The 18,760-nt window shown below is 60.5% G+C and carries 19 protein-coding genes; 10 read left to right on the plus strand and 9 right to left on the minus strand.

Annotated elements, in window-relative coordinates:
- Positions 1 to 107: 107 nt before the first annotated feature.
- Positions 108 to 983 carry a helix-turn-helix domain-containing protein gene (locus TX23_RS21680; RefSeq protein ID WP_057703950.1) on the plus strand — a complete coding sequence of 292 codons (876 nt, stop codon included), beginning with the start codon at positions 108 to 110 and terminating at the stop codon, positions 981 to 983.
- On the opposite strand, the gene TX23_RS21685 is transcribed toward TX23_RS21680, so the two are convergent.
- The 7 genes from TX23_RS21685 to TX23_RS21715 form a co-directional block, all read right to left on the minus strand.
- Positions 980 to 3,475, minus strand: coding sequence for a helix-turn-helix transcriptional regulator (locus TX23_RS21685; protein WP_057703951.1), 2,496 nt, complete (start codon positions 3,473 to 3,475; stop codon positions 980 to 982). The two genes, TX23_RS21680 and TX23_RS21685, sit on opposite strands and share 4 nt — an antisense overlap.
- 711 nt (positions 3,476 to 4,186) lie before the next feature.
- Complete coding sequence (locus TX23_RS21690) at positions 4,187 to 5,545, minus strand: DUF1329 domain-containing protein (protein WP_057703952.1); 1,359 nt, start codon at positions 5,543 to 5,545, stop codon at positions 4,187 to 4,189.
- 25 nt (positions 5,546 to 5,570) lie between these two features.
- Positions 5,571 to 7,361, minus strand: coding sequence for a DUF1302 domain-containing protein (locus TX23_RS21695; RefSeq protein ID WP_057703953.1), 1,791 nt, complete (start codon positions 7,359 to 7,361; stop codon positions 5,571 to 5,573).
- Between the two features lie 480 nt (positions 7,362 to 7,841).
- Complete coding sequence (locus TX23_RS21700; RefSeq protein WP_057703954.1) at positions 7,842 to 8,753, minus strand: SDR family oxidoreductase; 912 nt, start codon at positions 8,751 to 8,753, stop codon at positions 7,842 to 7,844.
- A 129-nt stretch (positions 8,754 to 8,882) separates the two neighbouring features.
- Entirely contained in the window at positions 8,883 to 9,785 is a 903-nt protein-coding gene (locus TX23_RS21705; RefSeq protein ID WP_057703955.1) for an alpha/beta fold hydrolase, read from the minus strand.
- Entirely contained in the window at positions 9,785 to 10,567 is a 783-nt protein-coding gene (locus tag TX23_RS21710; RefSeq protein WP_057703956.1) for a class II aldolase/adducin family protein, read from the minus strand. The genes TX23_RS21705 and TX23_RS21710 overlap by 1 nt, the downstream gene beginning before the upstream one ends.
- A 163-nt stretch (positions 10,568 to 10,730) precedes the next feature.
- A complete protein-coding gene (locus tag TX23_RS21715; RefSeq protein WP_057703957.1) occupies positions 10,731 to 11,186 on the minus strand; it encodes a flavodoxin in 456 nt (151 codons plus the stop codon).
- A 129-nt stretch (positions 11,187 to 11,315) separates the two neighbouring features.
- On the opposite strand from TX23_RS21715, the gene TX23_RS21720 reads away from it, so the two are divergent.
- The gene (locus TX23_RS21720) at positions 11,316 to 11,783 is read left to right on the plus strand and encodes a PAS domain-containing protein (protein WP_057703958.1); all 468 of its coding nucleotides are present in this window, start codon (positions 11,316 to 11,318) and stop codon (positions 11,781 to 11,783) included.
- Positions 11,784 to 11,841: 58 nt separating this feature from the next.
- Positions 11,842 to 12,447: a hypothetical protein gene (locus TX23_RS21725; protein ID WP_057703959.1), complete on the plus strand. Its 606-nt coding sequence runs from the start codon at positions 11,842 to 11,844 to the stop codon at positions 12,445 to 12,447.
- Between the two features lie 2 nt (positions 12,448 to 12,449).
- On the opposite strand, the gene TX23_RS21730 is transcribed toward TX23_RS21725, so the two are convergent.
- On the minus strand, positions 12,450 to 13,406 hold the full coding sequence (locus TX23_RS21730; protein WP_057703960.1) for a MerR family transcriptional regulator: 957 nt from the start codon (positions 13,404 to 13,406) through the stop codon (positions 12,450 to 12,452).
- Positions 13,407 to 13,619: 213 nt separating this feature from the next.
- Between TX23_RS21730 and TX23_RS21735 the strand changes: the two genes are divergently transcribed.
- From TX23_RS21735 to TX23_RS21760, 6 genes are read left to right on the plus strand one after another with little or no spacing between them, the layout of a single operon-like run.
- A complete protein-coding gene (locus TX23_RS21735; RefSeq protein ID WP_057703961.1) occupies positions 13,620 to 14,177 on the plus strand; it encodes a hypothetical protein in 558 nt (185 codons plus the stop codon).
- A 55-nt stretch (positions 14,178 to 14,232) separates the two neighbouring features.
- Positions 14,233 to 14,943, plus strand: coding sequence for a dihydromonapterin reductase (folM, locus tag TX23_RS21740; protein WP_057703962.1), 711 nt, complete (start codon positions 14,233 to 14,235; stop codon positions 14,941 to 14,943).
- A 20-nt stretch (positions 14,944 to 14,963) separates the two neighbouring features.
- Positions 14,964 to 15,524 (plus strand): GTP cyclohydrolase I FolE, encoded by a 561-nt coding sequence (folE, locus tag TX23_RS21745; protein ID WP_057703963.1) that lies wholly within the window; start codon positions 14,964 to 14,966, stop codon positions 15,522 to 15,524.
- Positions 15,525 to 15,526: 2 nt separating this feature from the next.
- Positions 15,527 to 15,898, plus strand: a complete 372-nt coding sequence (folX, locus tag TX23_RS21750) for a dihydroneopterin triphosphate 2'-epimerase (protein ID WP_057703964.1) — start codon at positions 15,527 to 15,529, stop codon at positions 15,896 to 15,898.
- A gap of 15 nt (positions 15,899 to 15,913) precedes the next feature.
- Complete coding sequence (locus TX23_RS21755) at positions 15,914 to 16,210, plus strand: DUF1244 domain-containing protein (RefSeq protein ID WP_057703965.1); 297 nt, start codon at positions 15,914 to 15,916, stop codon at positions 16,208 to 16,210.
- Positions 16,203 to 16,541: a HopJ type III effector protein gene (locus TX23_RS21760; protein ID WP_057703966.1), complete on the plus strand. Its 339-nt coding sequence runs from the start codon at positions 16,203 to 16,205 to the stop codon at positions 16,539 to 16,541. Before TX23_RS21755 ends, TX23_RS21760 begins: the two co-directional genes overlap by 8 nt.
- Before the next feature lie 170 nt (positions 16,542 to 16,711).
- Here TX23_RS21760 and trxB read toward each other — a convergent pair whose 3' ends face one another.
- Positions 16,712 to 17,674 (minus strand): thioredoxin-disulfide reductase, encoded by a 963-nt coding sequence (trxB, locus tag TX23_RS21765; RefSeq protein ID WP_003194076.1) that lies wholly within the window; start codon positions 17,672 to 17,674, stop codon positions 16,712 to 16,714.
- A gap of 294 nt (positions 17,675 to 17,968) precedes the next feature.
- Between trxB and cysZ the strand changes: the two genes are divergently transcribed.
- Entirely contained in the window at positions 17,969 to 18,733 is a 765-nt protein-coding gene (cysZ, locus tag TX23_RS21770; RefSeq protein ID WP_057703967.1) for a sulfate transporter CysZ, read from the plus strand.
- Positions 18,734 to 18,760 lie beyond the last annotated feature (27 nt).

An 18,760-nucleotide genomic window follows, 5' to 3' on the forward strand; every position in this document is an offset into this window, starting at 1 on the left:
TGCCTTCAACCACCCTGAGGTTCTTGCACATTCTTGCGCTTTTGTCGGGCGATGGGCTCACAGCGCCCGCCGCCGGGAGTAGGATGCAAGACGTCGGAGAACACACCATGCCAGAGCTGGAATCGCTGCACGTCTTTCAATCCCTCAACCGCTCGCCTCACGCACGCCTGGAAGCCTGCGCCGAGCTCGGTGACGGTTTGTCTGCGGCCGTGTGGAGCAACCACCACGATGCCCAGGACTACCAGGCGCCCAGCCATCACACTTTGTCCTGTTATATCGGCGGCGGCACGGGCACCTTTCGGCGTGATCAGCCAGGCACCAAGGGCGGTCCCGACAAATTGTGCATCCTGCCGGCCGAGCACCAGTCGGCCTGGGTGATCAATGGTGAGATACGCCTGGCCCATGTGTATTTCAGCCCGGAGCAATTTGCCCTCGGCTGCGTCACCCTGCTGGACCGCGAGCCGCGGGAGTTGCAGTTGCGTGAGACGACCTTCCTTGAGGACGCCCGCCAGGCCCGACGCTTTCACCAGCTGATCAGCCTCAACTGGCTCGAACCCGGCGAGCGCCTGCTGACCAGCAGCCTGGCCCATGAACTGCTCAGCCACACCCTGCTCAATCAGGTCGGCGTGCGCGACGGCCTGCGCCTCAAAGGCGGGCTGGCGGCGCACCAACGGCGGCGTTTGGTGGAATACATCGACCACCATGTTGAAGACCCCATCAGCCTCGGCCAGTTGGCGTCGATGTGCGCGCTGTCGGAATACCATTTCGCCCGGATGTTCCGTCAGAGCTTCGGCGTGCCGCCCCATCAATACCTGCTGGCACGCCGCCTGGCACGCGCGCAAACTTTGCTGCGCAGCAGCCCGTTGCCCTTGGGCGAGGTCGCCTTGAGGTGCGGTTTTTCCAGCGCCAGCCATTTCAACCAGCGCTTTCGCCAAGCCATGGGCGCCACCCCGGGCGAATACCGCCAGGCATTGCGCGCCTAGGCCATCAAGCCCAGCGTTTTCGCCTTGGCCACCGCCTGGGTGCGTCGTTCCACCCCGAGTTTGCTGTGGATGCGCCGTGCATGGGTCTTGACGGTGTGCAAGGAGATATACAGGCGGTCGGCGATTTCCAGATTGGAGTTGCCCAGGGCGATCAATTGCAACACTTCGAGTTCGCGCTGGCTCAGAGGATTTTGCATCGCACCGGCAGGCGTGACCTGCGGCTCCAGGCTCAGCTCACTCAATAGCCCAGGTGCACGCAAGCGCAGCTCGCGAATCGCCTGCTGTACCTGGCAACGTGCCGCCAGCGCCAGCCCGGCCTGCAATGCACGACGGGCCAACGCCGGGTCACCGAGTTGCCAGGTCACCTCACCCAACACCAGGTGCAGTTCGGTTTCCAGACACAGCATCCCGCGCTGCCGGGAGGTTTCGAGCAAGGCATTGAGCCGTGCGATAGGTTGCTCGGCACAGCCCAGCCTGACCTCGGCCAGCACCAGCAAATACTCCAGACGCGGGATCAGTTCCAGAGTCGCCGGCGGTGCCTGCTTGGCACAGGGCCCACGGAAATGGCGCAACACCCGGCGCACCGCTTGTACCGTTAATTCAGCCCGGCCCTGTTGTAGCCACAGGTGCCCGCTGACTAACAACAACACCGCGCGATACACCGTCTCCGGGACATGGCGCTGCTGCATCAGGCGCTCGGCGTCACGCAATTGAATAAAGGCTTGGGCGTAGTCGCCACGGTTGGCCGCCAGCAGCGCCAGACCGAGATAGCCATATAACACGCGCTTGTCCTGGCTTTGCAGGCACAGCGTCAAGCCGGTCTCAAAGCATTCACACGCCAGGGCGTCCTGGCCTTGCCGCAAGGCCAGGTGCCCACGACGCAGGACGATGCGCCCCACCAATGGCCCGGCCCTGAGCCGCTGGCGAGCCAGCATCGCCTGCACCGTTTCCAGCAGGCTCTGCGCCCGATACGGCGCGCCGCGCTGCTCCAGCAACTGGGCGTGATCCAATTCCAGCAGCGCTTCAAGCACCAGCGAACCGTGAGCACGTGCCAGGCACAATGCTTCGCGGCTCAAGCGCTGGGCGACGTCCAACTCACCGCGCAGCAGGGCTTGTTGGGTCAGGCCCGACAGGCACATCAGGCGTGAGGTCCAGGCGCTGTCAGGCAAGGCTTGCAGCGCTTCGAGCAAGTGTTCGCGGGAACGCTCGGCATCACCGCTCAAATGCAGCAACCAACCCCACTGCGCCTGCCAACGCGCCAGCAGGTAGCGCTGCGCGGCGGCCGTCGGTTGCGGGGCGAAACGGGCCAGTTGGTCGATGCACAAGGCGGCCTGTTCGAAGCGCCCGGCAAACAACAACGCGGCCGTAAGCAGCCCCACCAACTGCGCCGAACCCAACATCAACTCATCGCCATGCTGTTCATGCAGGCGCAACAACAGCACGGCATTTTGCTGGCGAAACAGATCCTCGAAACTGAAATGCTGCAACAGGCTCACCGCCACTTCGTACTCCTGCGCCAGCAACGCCTGCTCGAACGCGGCCTGCCAGTCACCCTCGGCGCTGAACCATTGGCACGCGCGTCGGTGCCAGGAGCGTTTGGCCGGCCAGGGCTCATCGCGCAGCAGTCGCGCCAACGGTGGGAAAACGTGGAGCCAGTCGCTGGTGTCTTCCCAGGGCTGGATAAACGCACCCAGTGCCTGCAACTCGTGCAAATGCTCAGCGCCGTCACCACCACCGAACAAGTACTCACACAGGTTAAGGTTGAAGCGCGGCAGATGGGCCAACACGCGCCAGGCCTCGGCCAATGGCGCCGACAAGGTATTGAACAGCTCATGCTGCAGGTAATCGAGCAGGGTCTTGTCGGGGTGACCGTCGCCCAACAAGGCGATACGCACACCGGCGCACCAACCGCCGCTGAACTGCATCACGCTGTCGACGGTATGCCCCGGGGCGAGCAGTTGCTCGACTTCCTCAGCGCTGAAAAACAACTCGCTGCACTCCAGCAACTCATCGTCGAGCAACAGGCGTGGCCAATTGCACAACGGGCGCCGTCGCGCGCCCAGCCACCAGGTCAACTGCGGGCAGCCGGCGGCGAGCAAACGGTCCAGCAGCGCATCCAGCTCAGGCGCAGGCGAGCGACAGAAATCATCCAGAAATAACCACGTCGTGTGGGGCCAACGGCCCAAGTCGAGCAATAACGTGGCTTCATCCACAAACGGCAAGCCAAGCTGCTGCGCCAGCCGTGCGCAGAATTCCAGGGGGCTGAGCGCGGCACCGTTGAGTGGCATCCACACCACCTGACACCCCTTCGGTGCCTGCAACGCACACTCGGCGAGCAACGCGCTCTTGCCACTGCCTCCCGGTGCGCACAGCAACCTTACCCGCGCCTGCGCCGTCAGCAGAGGCACAGTCAGCCGCGCACGCAACACGTGGTGGGCGGACAGCCGTGGCATAAATCCAGGACGGTCCAGGCAGCGAGTCATGGCGGTCATTGCTGCATCCTGCTGTTTTTATTGTTGCGTCACCCTAGACCTGTGGTTGGCGGTTGTTGAAGAAGTATTCAGCGGGTTGATTGAAGACCATAAAAACCAAGGTATACGCCCTTCAGTGTGGGAGCTGGCTTGCCTGCGATGGGCATAGGTATCTACACAACTTTTGTAGCCACTGCCAACCGTAACCACGATGCGAAGCGAGCCGCTCTTGCTCTTGCTCTGCTTTTGATCTGCTTTTGATTTTAGGCGCCCCGTAAAACCACGCTGGCCGGAATTCGACAGGGATTTGGGGGGTAAACCGGCAGGGATGCCGGTTTAGCCGCCCCGCGCCATGGATGGCGCGTGGCGGCGGCCCCACAAATCACTGGCGGATTACGGGCACCCCCCGAGCCTAAGCGAGGTGCCGAGTGGTGGGGCAAGAGCCCTTTGGTTACTTTGGGGCTCTTTTCCAAAGTGACCCGCTGTAAAAGCGGAACCAATAGCGGCCGTTACCCAAACAACGGATATGTACTCTATCTGATCCAACATCCTGACCGGCTGCCAGGCCGCCATCGGGGGCAAGCCCCCTCCCACAGGTCCGGCGTCGCACCAAAGAGTTGTGTAGATACCCATGCTGCGATGGGCGGTGCAACAGCAATCGATGAGCAGCCTGGCCCACCGCTATCGCAGGCAAGCCAGCTCCCCCATTTTCAACCTCATTTCAGTGTGGAATCAGCGAACGCCCGCCGATCTCAGCGCCGCCGGGGTGTAGTCCGCCGCCTTGGCCGCGAAGCCAAACACGAAGCTGCTCTTCTCCTCGTTCTTCATGCCCAGCGCGATGTAGCGCCCTGCAATCAGGTCGTACAGGGTTTCCACGGTGTAGGCCGGCACCTGGTGGTCGTAATAGAACTGCGAATGGCCTTCGGCAACGCGCCACAGTTGGCCGCGGCCGTCGTAATGGTCTACCAGCGCAACCTGCCAGCTGTCTTCATCAATATACATATGGCGCTTGGCGTAGATGTGCCGCTCGCTGGGTTTAACGGTACCGACCACTTCCCACACGCGGTGCAGCTCATAGCGGGTCAGGTCCTGGTTGATATGCCCGGCCTTGATGATGTCGTCGTACTTGAGGCTCGGGGAATCGAGCTTGTAGCTGTTATAGGGGATGTACATCTCCTTCTTGCCCACCAGTTTCCAGTCATAGCGATCGGGGGCACCGGAGAACATGTCGAAGTTATCGGTGGTGCGCAAGCCGTCCGAGGCGGTGCCTGGCCCGTCGTAGGACACCTGCGGCGCGCGCCGTACACGGCGCTGGCCGGCATTGTAGATCCAGGCCAGGCGCGGCTCTTTCACCTGGTCGAGGGTTTCGTGCACCAACAGCACGTTACCCGCCAGACGTGCCGGGGCGGTCACCGATTGCTTGAAGAAACTCAGCACGTTGGCTGCCTTGGCCGGGTCGATGTCCGCAATGGCTTGCGGCACCGCCACTTCTTCCTCGAAGCGGATCGGTGTGTAGCTGCCGTTGGTCTGCGGCGTAGCCTGGGTAATGATGCGGCGCAGGTTGCCGCCGTGGTAACGAGTGATGTGGTTCCAAAGTACCTCAACGCCATTTTTCGGGATCGGGAACGCGTAGTAACGGTTGCCGGTAAAGTTCTCCAGACCGTTGCCATCGTTGATCGCCTTCACATTCACGGCGCTGCGCTTGATCGACTCATAGATGTCCGCCGGCAAATTGACCGTGCGATGGCTGGGGTACACCGGGATCTTGTAGGTCTCGGGATAGCGCTTGAACATCGCCACCTGGCCGTCGGAGAGCTTGTCCTTGTACTTGTCCACCGTGGCAGCGGTGATCACGAACAGGGGTTTTTCACTGGCGAAGGGGTCGGCGAGAAACCCCTTGCTGTCCACCGCGCCTGCATTCTTGGGGATGCCGCCGGTCCAGGCCGGAATCGAGCCATCGGCGTTGCCGGCTTTTTCCGCGCCGACCGGGGTCAGGCTGGTGCCGAGCCTGGCGGCTTCTTCGGGCGATACCGCCGCCATCACGTTGGCGGCCAATACACTCAGGGCCATCACTGCAATCATCTTACGCATAGGTCTTGTCCTTCTTTGAAACAGATCAGAAGTTCACGCCGAAGCTGAGGGCGAGGAAGTCACGGTCGGTCAGGGTGTTGTAGTCACCGCCAAAAAAGTCGGTGTAGCTCAGGCTCGCGGTGTAGGTGCTGCGGTAGTCCGCATCCACACCGACGCTGATAGCCTTGGCGCCCTTGTTGAACAGGCCGTTGGGGCCGTAACCGGCCACGTCATGGGACCAGGACAGGTTGGGCTTGAGGTTCACGCCGGCAATGGCGTTGTTGTAGTCAAGAATCGCCCGTGCGCGGTAGCCCCAGGAGGTGGAGGTGACAAAACCGTCGGTGTCACCTTCAAAACCGTAGGCGCCGTACACCGAATCACGGCCGTAGCGCAGTTTGGTTTTGTCTTCCAGGCCAGCAACGTGCACGACCGCCGCTTCGCCCACCAGCGTCAGGCGCTCGGCGCCCAGGACCTGGTCGAAGAACTGGGTCATGGTGCTTTGGATCTGGGTGATTTCCTTGCGGCGGTAGCCTTTGTTGTCATCGCCGAAGTTGCTGCGGATGGGTGAGGCGAGTTGGCCCGCAATCGGGTTGACCAGGGCCAGGGTCAGGTCAGTGGTGTTGAGTTGCACCGGCGCATTGGGCCGATAGCTGATTTCGCCGGTCCACGCCGTGCCCGTGGGCAAGGTGGTGGAGAAACTGGCGCCGAACAGGCGGATGTCTTCCGGGTAATCCAGGTAGTACTGGCCGCGGCCGAGCATGGTGCTTTGGGCCAAACCGCCCCCGGAACCGGGTGCCAGCGCGTTGGCGGTGTTGATGATGCGTCCGATGGTGGCCAGGTTGGTATTGGCGGTCAGGGTGCCGACAGTCGGTGTGCGGCTATGGTAGTTCATGAAGTACAGGCCGTATTCGGTGTCATCGCCCAGCCAACGCAGGGCCGCGCCGAATTGGCCGGAGTCACGCGCATCGCGGTCACCGGCACGCCGCACAATCACGCCTTCATTGGTCACACCAAACCCTTGGCCAAAGGCAGCGGCCACCGGTTGCAGCGGTCGGATCGCCGGGCTGCCCACGGTGTAGTTATTGGTGCAGCCGTCCGCCGCCACATCGCCGCCGAAGAAGGTGCCGCAGTTGTCGAGCACCGTCTGGTCCCATTCCAGTTGGTAGAAGCCCTCCACAGTCAGTTGATTGGTCAGGCTCTGGGACGCAAACAGCATGTTCACCGGGATCAAGCCTTCCTTGATCTCGGCACCCGGACGCCGGAACGCCGACACGTCGATCGGGTTGATACTGTTGATGGAGTTGCCGATGAAGGTGCTTTCGCCCCAACTGACCACCTGCTTGCCGGCGCGCACCGTGCCGGGCAGGTCGCCCAGGGAGTAGTTGTGGTAGACGAAGGCATCAAGGATCTGCGCGCCGCTGGATTTGGCGCCTTCCTTGCGGTTGTGGTCGCTGATCGGCTTGAACTCGCGGTCTTCGTCCTTGAGCTCGAAGTCATACCAATACTTGCCGCGAACAAACACACCGGTGTCGCCGTACTTCAGTTCAAGGTCGTGCAGCCCCTTGAAGATCTTGGAGAAGGTCTCGCCCTTCTTGAAATTGAGGCGCCCGTCATCCCCGGTAGACGCCTGGCCTGAACCACCGTTGACAGTGCCGACCAGGCTTTTGTCGGCATCGCGCATGCCCCAACTGGCACCGACCGACAGCGAGGAATCGAATTGCCCTTCGATCTCGCCGATAGTGAACGAAACAGCCTGCGCCTGGGCACAGCAACCCAGCGCAACCGCAATGGCCAGCGCCTGTGGCGTGAAGATGGCGCGCATTATTGTTTTTGTCATGCGTCTTCCCCGGTGAGTGACAGAAGGCTCCACCCTACTGCCGTGCATCAGGAGCGATAAGCGCACCAAGGAGGTATTCGTGTTGTCGCTCGAAAGGATGAACGGGCGCACTGGCCGGGGTTGGGGCCGGGGTATGAATGGGGTGGATGGGGCGTTATCAGAAGAATCGATGAACCCCGTGTACTGTTGCGAAATTGGTAACAGTCCTTGTCCTGAACTGCTATTACTCATTTTGTTACAAGCGACTATTCTTGCCTGGCTTTCAGGGCAAATGGCCCGCTCCCGCCTTGGGGAGAACAGCAGATTTACAACGGATTGATCGCGTATTCAGTCTGTTACCGGTGTTCACTGACGTTGATTTGTCGCTCCTTGATCCAACGTCTGACTTCGGCCGCTGCTTATGCAGCGGCCTTTTTTATGCCTGAAATAAAACGGGGCGTCATCGACGCCCCGCAAGATTCAGTGAGGTTCCGGCAATGATCAGAGGCTGAACTTCTGCAAGTTGGCCATCATCTCCTTCAATGCCTCAATGTTGTCCTTGGGATGTGCGGCGCCTTCAAAATCGCAGATCTGTTGCCAGTGCGCCGCCACGTCGTCCGGCGAGAAGCCCGCTTCAGGATCAAAACCCACTCCCAGGCTGCGCTCCCAACGGGTCTTGCCGATCCAGCCGCCACCCACTTCGAACAACCCTGACGTTTCCTGGCAGGCTTCGCTGCCCAGGTACACCACCAACGGGCTGACCAGTTCCGGTTTGAGGCGCTCGAATACCTGGGGCGGGATCAGCCCTTCGGTCATGCGCGTACCGCCGGTGGGGGCGATGGCGTTGACCAGGATGTTGTTCTTGCGACCTTCCAGTGCCAGGGTGCGGGTCAACCCATACAGGCCCAACTTGGCCATGCCATAGTTGGACTGGCCGAAGTTGCCGTAGATGCCTGACGTGGAGGCGGTGAAGATCACGCGCCCATAACCCTGCTCGCGCAGATGGGGCCAGGCGGCACGCGTGACCTTGTAGGCGCCTTCGACATGCACCCGGTAAACCAGGTCCCAGTCGCCGTCGTCCATCTTGTGGAAAGTCTTGTCGCGCAGGATCCCGGCGTTGTTGACTACCACGTCGATCCGGCCGAACGCGTCCAGAGCGTTCTGTACGATCTTGTCACCGTCGGTGACCGAGTCATGGTTGGCCTCGGCAATGCCGCCTGCTGCACGAATCTCGGCCACCACACGGTCGGCTGCCGAGGCATTGGCGCCCTCGCCCTGGGTGGACCCACCCAGGTCATTGACCAGCACTTTGGCCCCGTGCCTGGCGAACAGCAGCGCATGGGCACGGCCCAGGCCACCGCCGGCTCCGGTGACGATCACGACCTTATCCTGCAACTGCACTGACTGACTCATACCGAACTCCGCTGGCGACAATGGGAATAGGCAGAGTGTCACGCACGAGGCCTTTGGTCACAATAAAAACGGCCGAGGCTGAATGGTGCTCGATAAGGCATCAGGATGATGCCGCGGTAGAAACCCGGCTCAGGAGTAGACCGACTGCGGCGACGCCTGGCTGATGCGATCCCGAAATGCCTGGTAATGCCTGAGCACCTGCACCGGCGCCTCGATCTGCGGGTAATGGCCGATATCGGCCAGCAATACCGTGTCGGCGTGGGGCACCAGTTGCTCGAAGCGCTCGACCATATGAGCACCGGAAATCGGGTCCACCCCGCCGTCGATCACCCGCAACGGCACGGCGCCGCGCTGCATGGCGGCCACCCAGCGATCACGCAGGCGTCGACGCTGGGGAATGTAGGCAATCAGTTTGTGCAGGATACGCGGCCCGTCATTGCAACTGATCAAACTCCAAAAGTCGTCCAGCGCGCTTTCACTGGGCCGCGTCCGCGGGCCGAAGATCTGGCTGAAACTGCTGGCCAGGGCATTGCGCCCAAAAGCCCGGCCGATCATCCAGCCCAACGGGCTGAGCAATAATTTTTGCACCAGCGTGGGGCGGTGGGTTTCCGGGAACAGTCCTCCATTGAGAAATACGCAACTGGCCATCTGGAACCGGCCTTCGTAATGCCGGGCCAGCAACTCCTGGGCGACGCTGTCGCCGTAGTCATGGGCCAATACATGCACCGGCTGTTCCACGCCCAAATGCTCAAGCAACGCCTGTTGCAAGTCGGCTTGCTCCAGCAGGCAATAGTCGTGATTCAGGGGCTTGGCCGAGTCACCAAAACCGAGCATGTCGCAGGCAATCACCAGGTTGCGCTGGGCCAGGGGCTGCCACAGGTAGTGCCAATCCCAACTGGCGGTGGGGAAGCCATGGATCAGCAGCAGCGGTGTGCCCTGCCCGGCCACCCAATAACGCAGGGTACGCCCACGAAAGACGAAGTTCTGGCCGCGCTTGCGCCAGGCTCTGAGCGGTATCTCGGCGAGTGGCATCAGCTTTTATACCCAGGGTCCTGTTGGTCCAATTTGCGCAGCAGCGCCGGCCAGGCCAGCGCACCGCCCATACCTTGGGCGCTTTTTGTGACAGCTGCCACCATCGCCTTGGCGCCTGCCAGAATTTGCGGCTCAATGGTGATCAACTGCGCTGCACCGTTTTGCGCCAGCACCTGGATCTCGCAGGCGCGCTGGAAGGTGAACATCATCAGGAAGGTATCGGCGATGGTGCTGGCGCAGGTCAGCAGGCCGTGGTTATGCAGCATGAGGAAATTGTTTTGTCCCAGGTCCGCCTGCAAACGGGCTTTTTCCTCGTGGTTCAGCGCCACGCCTTCATAGGCGTGATAGCCCAGGCTGGACAGCACAAACAATGATTGCTGGCTGATGGGCAATACACCCTGCTTTTGTGCGCAAACCGCCACGCCCGCAGCGGTGTGGGTGTGCAGCACGCAGGTCACATCATGGCGCACTTCGTGGATGGCGCTGTGGATGGTATAGCCCGCTGGGTTGATCTCGTAGGGGCTGTCCATTTGCTTGTTGCCGGCCTGGTCGACCTTGACCAGGCTTGAGGCGGTGATTTCGTGGAACATCAGCCCGTAAGGGTTGATCAGGAAATCTTCCGTGCCCGGCACCTTGGCGGAAATATGCGTGAAGATCAGGTCATCCCACCCATGCATCGCCACCAGGCGATAACAGGCCGCCAGGTCAACGCGGGTTTGCCATTCGGCAGCACTGACCTGGGCTTTGATGTTTTGCGGCGATGAAGCAGGGGCTAGGCTCACGGCAACGTCCTCCTTGGCGCACTGGTTATTGCGTCTACAGTGAGAGCCAGTCTAGTCAGACGCCGAGGCGCAAGGAGTTGCCTTCGCAGCCAGCTTGATGACCGAGCGAGTCAGTCATGAGAATAGTACAAAAAGCGCCGTCAATAACGGCGCCTTCCTGCGCTCAGCCGCGCAGCGCGATAATCAGTTCAGCCAGCCAAGGCTCGGCGTCGGCTTCGGGGGTCACGCTTTCGCTGGCGTCCAGGCGCAGCATCGGCAGTACTTCACGTACGCCCAGCTCGCCGAACAGTTCGCGCATTTGTTCGCCGCCGCCACAGAACGTATCGCCATAACTGGCGTCGCCCAGGCCGATAACCGCACCCGGCAGGCCGCGCCAGGCGGCGGGAAGTTGGTCGCGAATACTTGAGTACAGAGGTTGCAGGTTGTCGGGCAATTCGCCCATGCCGGTGGTCGAGGTCACCGCAAGCAACGCATCGGGAGCAAACGCCTGAATCTCGCCCAGACTGGCGCGAGGGTTGTGCCAGGCTTCAAAACCGGCGTCCTTGAGGATTTTTTCCGCGTGGCGAGCGACTTCTTCAGCCGTACCGTAGACCGAGCCGGAAAGGATGGCGACTTTCATCAATCTGATCCTGTAGTTGAGTCAAAGCCTGGGATATTAGCAGTCTGTGCCGATAATTCAGTGCGCACCGTGCGAGAATCAAGACTTGCCATAAACTTGCACCGTCACACACATGCCATGGACCGCTCAATGATTAACGCCAAGCTGCTGCAAATGGTTGTCAATGCGTCCAACGACGGGATCGTCGTTGCCGAGCGTGAGGGCCATGACAAACCGCTGATCTACGTCAACCCTGCGTTTGAACGCCTGACCGGCTACACCCTGGATGAGATCCTTTATCAGGACTGCCGCTTCCTCCAGTCCGGTGACCGTGACCAGCCGGCGCTGATGGCTATTCGTGATGCCCTCGACAATGGCGGCGCGTGCCGAGAGATCCTGCGCAACTACCGCAAGGACGGCACTCATTTCTGGAATGAGCTGTCACTTTCGACGGTGTACAACGAGGCGGACAGGCAAACGTATTTCGTCGGCGTGCAAAAAGATGTCACCACTCAAGTCAAGGCCCAGCAGCGCGTGGCCCAGCTGGAAGCGCAGTTGGCCGAGCTGAAAAACGAGCTCGCGGCGCTCAAGGCGACGAGTGGAATTAACAAACTGTAAAAAATGCGGTCTTTAGAGCGATAATGGCTTTTTAATGCCTCAGCCTTGAGCTACATCAATGCACCGCGACACGCTTTTGACGCAGGACGAACTGGATTTTATCCAGGACATGCAGCATAACCCGCAGCTTAATCTGCGGGATGCGTGGTCGAGCCTGACGGTTAATGGCGGTGCGCAGATTCGTGATTTGCTCACGCGGCTGGCCGCTCACAACCAGGTCACCATCCAGGCCCAGTTCGACAACCAGCAGCTCACCTTCCCCTTGCGCTTGGTGGAGGATGAGTTTCATGCAGTGCATCTGCGCCTCGGCGTGCCGAGCATCTTCGAAGACGGGCCGATGATCCGCCCGTGGCGCCTGGCCCTGGAAGAGCCCGTGGCACTGGAAAACGTCAAGGGCTACCCCAGTGCACTATGGGTGCACGAAGTGTCATTCAAAGGGGTGCTGGTAGAGGTGCGTGGCCGGGCCAAACCGCCCAAGACTTTTTCCCTGTGGTTCAGCCCTTCCGGCTATGAACGTATCGCGCTTCGCGGCACCCTGGAGCGGGAAACCGCCCGCGGCCTGTTCGCTTACCGCCTGAGCCAGAGTGATGCCGATGAGATCGAGCGCCTGCGCCAGTTCATTCTGCACCAGCACCGCCTCGTTCATCCTCACGTGCACGCCTGAGTTCAGGTCTCCAGGCGGCCGCTGAGAAACTGCTGCAGGCGGCGCTGCATCAAACGTCCGTCATTGCCCAGGCACCCAACCGATGAGCCGGCCAGGATGTGCTCGGCGAGGTCGGAGGCATCACCCGCCAACAGCAACGGGCAATTGAGCGTCAACGCCAGACGATTGAGCCGCGAGGGCAGCTCGACGCCGGGAGAATGGTTGGAAAACAGCACCAGGGCTTGTGGCCGAGTTCTCTCGCAGATCAGCGTCAACTCATCGAGCGGTTGGCCGACACCCAGAACTTTTACCGCGAGCTTGTCGCTGGACATCAATAAGCCCGCGACCAGTAGTTCCAGTTCACGACATCCACCGGCGATTGCGGAGAGCAACACCCTGGGCGCCGGTGACGCACAGGCCAACTGCAGGCGTTGAGCAGTGCGCGAACGCAGGAAGTTATCGAAAAACAGCCATTCGCTGGCTTGGCCAAAACGCCCCTGGTGACGCAGCAGTTGTTGCCAGAGGGGCATCAGGATGTCCTGAAATACGACAGTCGTTGAATAAGCGCTGAAGATCTGGCCGTACAACTGCCCCAGTTCACGGTCATCAAAAGCGCTGATGGCCAGCCGCAGTTGTGCCTGCCACTGCTGCCATTCCAGTTCGGTATCGCTGCGTGATGTCGCAACCGGCGCGCCGGACAGTTGATCGCGCGCCAGGATCTTGCCCACTTTGCTCACCGACACGCCGCGTTCGATCCAGTCGAGAATGCGATGCACGGTGTCGATATCGGCGCTTGAGTACAGCCGATGCCCGCTTTCGGTGCGAACGGGCTGAATCAAGCCATAGCGACGCTCCCAGGCACGCAGCGTTACCGGGTTTACGCCTGTGAGTCTTGCCACTTCACGAATCGGGAACAGCCCCTCGCAGTCAGGGTGACTGTCAGGCGTCGCTTCACGAGAGGGAGCAATGATTTGGGACATCAGCGATGAAAACTTGTATGAATTTGGATGCTATTTAACGCCGATTGAAGCGCATGATTCAAGATCTACGGCGATCCATCCGAAGTTTCTGGTGTATTTGGGCAAAACAGGAATAATCCTTGCCTGTTTTTTCTACGTCGCTGCAACACCCCCGCAGCTTCGTTCGTGCGCCGCTTACCCGGCCCAGCGCACTCGATTATCTGGAGATACACAATGTCTACCTCACCCGTCACCTTGATGGTTGCGCGCCGCGTCGCCAAAGGTCGCTACGAAGAATTGATGGCTTGGCTGCGCGAAGGCGAGCAATTGGCCACTGACTTCCCGGGTTACCTGGGTTCCGGCGTACTCGCCCCGCCACCCCACGATGATGAGTTCCAGATCATCTTCCGCTTCGCCGATGAAAAAACCCTGCACGCCTGGGAGTTTTCCGCCTCGCGCAGCGCCTGGCTCGGTCGCGGCAGCGAGCTGTTTGCCGACCCTTCCGAGCATCGTGTCAGCGGTATCGACGGCTGGTTCGGCGCCGCAGGGGCCCGCCCGCCGCGCTGGAAACAGGCGGTCGCGATTTGGCTGGCGTTCTTCCCGGTGTCACTGTTGTTCAACTTCGGCCTGGGCCCGCTGCTTGGCGAGCTGGACCTGTTCAGCCGTGTACTGGTCAGCACCGCCGCCCTGACGCCGCTGATGGTTTACCTCTTTATTCCGCTCTCGACACACGTGCTGGCGAACTGGCTGCACCCCTCGCCACCGCGCAAGGTCACCGAAGCCGCCGCATGAGCATAGAGGCCGGGTCGCTGGTATAGTTTGTGTCTGCCAGCGACTTGAGCCTCCCATGATTGCAACCCACGCACCGATCCTGATCACCGGTGCCGGCCAGCGCGTCGGCCTGCATTGTGCCGAACGCCTGTTGGCTGAAGGTTATTCGGTCATTTTCAGCTATCGCAGCGAACGCCCGGGGGTGCAGGCGCTACGTGAACGAGGGGCCATCGGCGTATTTGCCGACTTTTCCAGCGAAGCCGGGATTCTTGCCTTCATCGCGCAGTTGCAAACCCATACCCAGAGCCTGCGTGCGATCATTCACAATGCGTCGGCCTGGGTCGCGGAAACACCGGGCGACGAAAGCCACGCGTTTATCGATATGTTCAGCGTGCACATGCTTGCGCCGTACCTGATCAACCTGCATTGTTCACCCTTGCTGCAACGCTCCACACCTGCCGATATCGTGCATATCAGCGATGACGTAGTGCGCAAGGGCAGCCGTCAGCACATCGCCTATTGCGCCACCAAGGCCGGCCTCGACAGCCTCACGCTATCGTTTGCCGCGCAGTTCGCGCCGCTGATCAAAGTCAACGGTATCGCGCCGGCCATGGTGATGTTCAATGATGGCGACGACGCGGCCTATCGCGCCAGGGTCCTGGCCAAGTCGGCCCTGGGCATTGAGCCCGGGCCTGAAGTGATCTACCAGAGCGTGCGTTACCTGCTGGACAATCCCTATGTCACCGGTACCACCCTGACCGTCAACGGTGGGCGGCATATCAAGTAAGCCGTTTTCGAGGATGTTGTATGACCTTTTCCCTGCCCCACCACTATCGCGAAATCCTCAAGGGCCTGGGCGAAGACCCGGAGCGCGAGGGCCTGCTCGATACACCCAAGCGCGCCGCCAAGGCCATGCAGTACCTGTGTCATGGCTACGAGCAAAACCTGGAAGAAATCGTCAACGGCGCGCTCTTCGCGTCGGACAATGACGAGATGGTGATCCTCAAGGACATCGAGTTGTACTCGTTGTGCGAGCATCACCTGCTGCCCTTTATCGGCAAGGCACATGTGGCCTATATTCCGACCGGCAAGGTGCTGGGTCTGTCGAAACTGGCACGCATCGTCGACATGTTCGCCCGGCGCCTGCAGATTCAGGAAAACCTCACGCGGCAAATCGCCGACGCCATCCAGGACGTGACTCAGGCCGCCGGCGTGGCGGTGGTGATCGAAGCCAAGCATATGTGCATGATGATGCGCGGCGTGGAGAAACAGAACTCAACCATGAACACCTCAGTGATGCTCGGTGCCTTCCGCGAATCGAACACCACGCGCATGGAGTTCCTGCAATTGATTGGACGGAGCAAGTAGCAATGCCACAACTTCAACCAGGCATGGCGCGCATCCGGGTCAAAGACCTGCGCCTGCGCACTTTTATTGGCATCAACGAGGACGAAATCCTCAACAAGCAGGATGTGCTGATCAACCTGACCATCCTGTATGCCGCCCAGGACGCTGTGCGCGACAACGATATCGACCACGCCTTGAATTACCGCACCATCACCAAGGCGATCATCGCCCATGTGGAAGGCAATCGCTTCGCCCTGCTGGAGCGCCTGACCCAGGAATTGCTGGACCTGGTGATGAGCAACGAATCGGTGCTGTACGCCGAAGTCGAAGTGGATAAACCCCACGCGCTGCGCTTTGCCGAGTCGGTTTCGATCACTCTGGCCGCCAGCCGCTGATAGCAAGTGAGCCCTATGAACGACCAACAACGCCTCGAACTCGAAGCCGCCGCCTTTCGCCGATTGGTGGCCCACCTGGACAGCCGCAAGGATGTGCAGAATATCGACCTGATGAACCTCGCCGGCTTCTGCCGCAACTGCCTGTCCAAGTGGTACAAGGCCGAAGCCGACGAGCGCCAGATTGAGCTCAGCCTCGATGACGCCCGTGAAGTGGTGTACGGAATGCCGTACGCCGAGTGGAAAGCCCAATACCAGCAAGAAGCCAACGCCGACCAACAGGCCGCGTTTGCCCAAGGAAAGCCCCATGACTGATTTGAACACCCTGCGCGCCAGCCTCAACAGTGGCGATCACCTCTTTGCCGATACCCTGGCGTTCGTCGCAGCCGGTTACGACTACCAGCCACAAGCGTTCACCAATGGTGATGTGGAAAACGCCGCCGGACAAAACGAAGGTTCGTGCAAGACTCTGGGTTTGGCACTGCTGGAAGGTTTGAATGATCAGGAAGCGTTGCTGGCGTTTGGTGAGCATTACCGCTCGGTGGTGGCGACGCCTGAGGGCAGTGACCATGGCAATATTCGGGCGTTGATTGCCCATGGGCTGGCCGGCGTGAAGTTTGCTGAACAGCCTCTGACTCCCCGCTGATTTAATAATCAACCCCGCTCAATGTGGGAGCCGGGCTTGCCCGCGATGGCGGTGGTGACGATCAAACCGCTCTCGCAGGCAAGCCAGCTCCCACATTTGTTTTGCGGTGTCGGCTAGATCGCGGACATAAAAAAACCGGCCTCGCAGCCGGTTTTTTCAATTCAACGGGTTTAGAACGAAGCGTCCTTCAAACCATCGAGGTAACGCTCGGCATCCAGGGCCGCCATGCAACCGGCGCCGGCCGAGGTAATGGCCTGGCGGTAGACATGGTCAGCTACGTCACCGGCAGCGAAGATACCTTCGATGTTGGTCGCGGTCGCATTGCCTTCACGGCCGCCCTGCACTACCAGGTAACCGTCTTTGGCCTCCAGCACGCCTTCGAACAGCGAAGTGTTCGGGGTGTGGCCGATGGCGATGAATACGCCGTCAACTTTGAGCTCGTCGAAGCTGCCGTCGTTGTTTTTCAGGCGAGCACCGGTCACGCCCATGTTGTCGCCCAGGACTTCATCCAGGGTGGCATTGAGCTTGAGGATGATCTTGCCTTCGGCAACACGGGCGTGCAGCTTGTCGATCAGGATTTTCTCGGCGCGGAAAGTTTCGCGGCGATGAACCAGGGTCACGGTGCTGGCGATGTTGGCCAGGTACAGCGCCTCTTCGACGGCGGTGTTGCCACCGCCGACCACGGCAACCGGCTTGTTGCGATAGAAAAAACCGTCGCAGGTGGCGCAGGCGGAAACACCCTTGCCCATGAACGCTTCTTCGGACGGCAGGCCCAGGTAACGCGCGCTGGCGCCGGTGGCGATGATCAGCGCGTCGCAGGTGTACACACCGCTGTCACCGGTCAGGCTGTAAGGCTTCTTCGAGAAGTCGACCTTGTTGATATGGTCGAAGACGATCTCGGTTTCAAAGCGCTCGGCGTGCTCTTTCATACGCTCCATCAGCACCGGGCCGGTCAGGCCGTGGACATCGCCCGGCCAGTTGTCGACTTCAGTGGTGGTGGTCAACTGGCCACCCGCCTGCATACCGGTGATCAGCAGCGGCTTGAGATTGGCTCGGGCAGCGTAGACGGCAGCGCTGTAACCGGCAGGGCCGGAACCGAGAATAATCACTCGGGAATGACGGGTATCAGACATGACTCACTCCTATCGACCGCCCGGACCACAGAGCGGCTGGAATAAAAAAGGACGGCGAAGCACTTGGGGAAGGCTTTAACTCGCCAGGTCCTGAAAAATAATGGGTGCAGCGTATCGAGGGGGGCAAGATTAAGGAAATACGCATTAACAATCCAGCTCATAGCGACGCTCTATGCGCCTGGTCAGGTTAATCGATGCCTTTGTAACCCCGGATGTCGCCTGGAGGCCCATGCTTTCACATCGCGTGCAAAGCCGGTAAGGTCGGCGCGTTCGTCACCTTGCTCGGAGTTCTCCATGCCTGCCCCTGCTCTTTCCGGCCCGCAATACCTGCGTGAAGGCCTCAAACTGGTGTTGAGCCCCGGCCTGCGCCTGTTTGTACTGCTGCCGCTGGTCATCAACCTGGCGCTGTTCGTCGGGTTGATCTATTTCGCCGGCCATCAGTTCAGCCTGTGGGTCGATAGCTTGATACCGACCCTACCCAGCTGGCTAGGCTTTTTGAATTACCTGCTGTGGCCGCTGTTTGTCGTGCTGGTGGCGCTGATGGTGTTTTTCACATTTACCATGCTCGCCAATATTATCGCCGCGCCATTCAACGGTTTTCTCGCGGAGAAAGTCGAGGTGGTGGTACGTGGCACCGATGACTTCCCGCCGTTCAGTTGGAGCGAGCTGATCGCCATGGTGCCCCGCACCCTGGCCCGGGAGATGCGCAAGCTGGGTTACTTCCTGCCACGGGCCATTGGCCTGTTTATCCTGTCGTTCATTCCCGTGGTGAACCTGATCGCCGCGCCGCTGTGGTTGCTGTTTGGGGTGTGGATGATGGCAATCCAGTACATCGACTACCCGGCCGACAACCACAAACTGGGCTGGAACGAGATGCTCGCCTGGCTGCGCCAGAAGCGCTGGCAGAGCATGAGCTTCGGCGGCATTGTTTACCTGGTGCTGCTGGTGCCGGTGGTCAACCTGCTGATGATGCCGGCGGCGGTCGCCGGGGCGACGTTGTTCTGGGTGCGTGAGCAAGGTGCCGAGGCGATGGCGCAGCAAGCCGTGACCCGGTCATAAATCCATCATCACACTGACACAATGGCG

It is taken from the genome of Pseudomonas paralactis (assembly GCF_001439735.1).
GTDB lineage: Bacteria > Pseudomonadota > Gammaproteobacteria > Pseudomonadales > Pseudomonadaceae > Aquipseudomonas > Aquipseudomonas paralactis.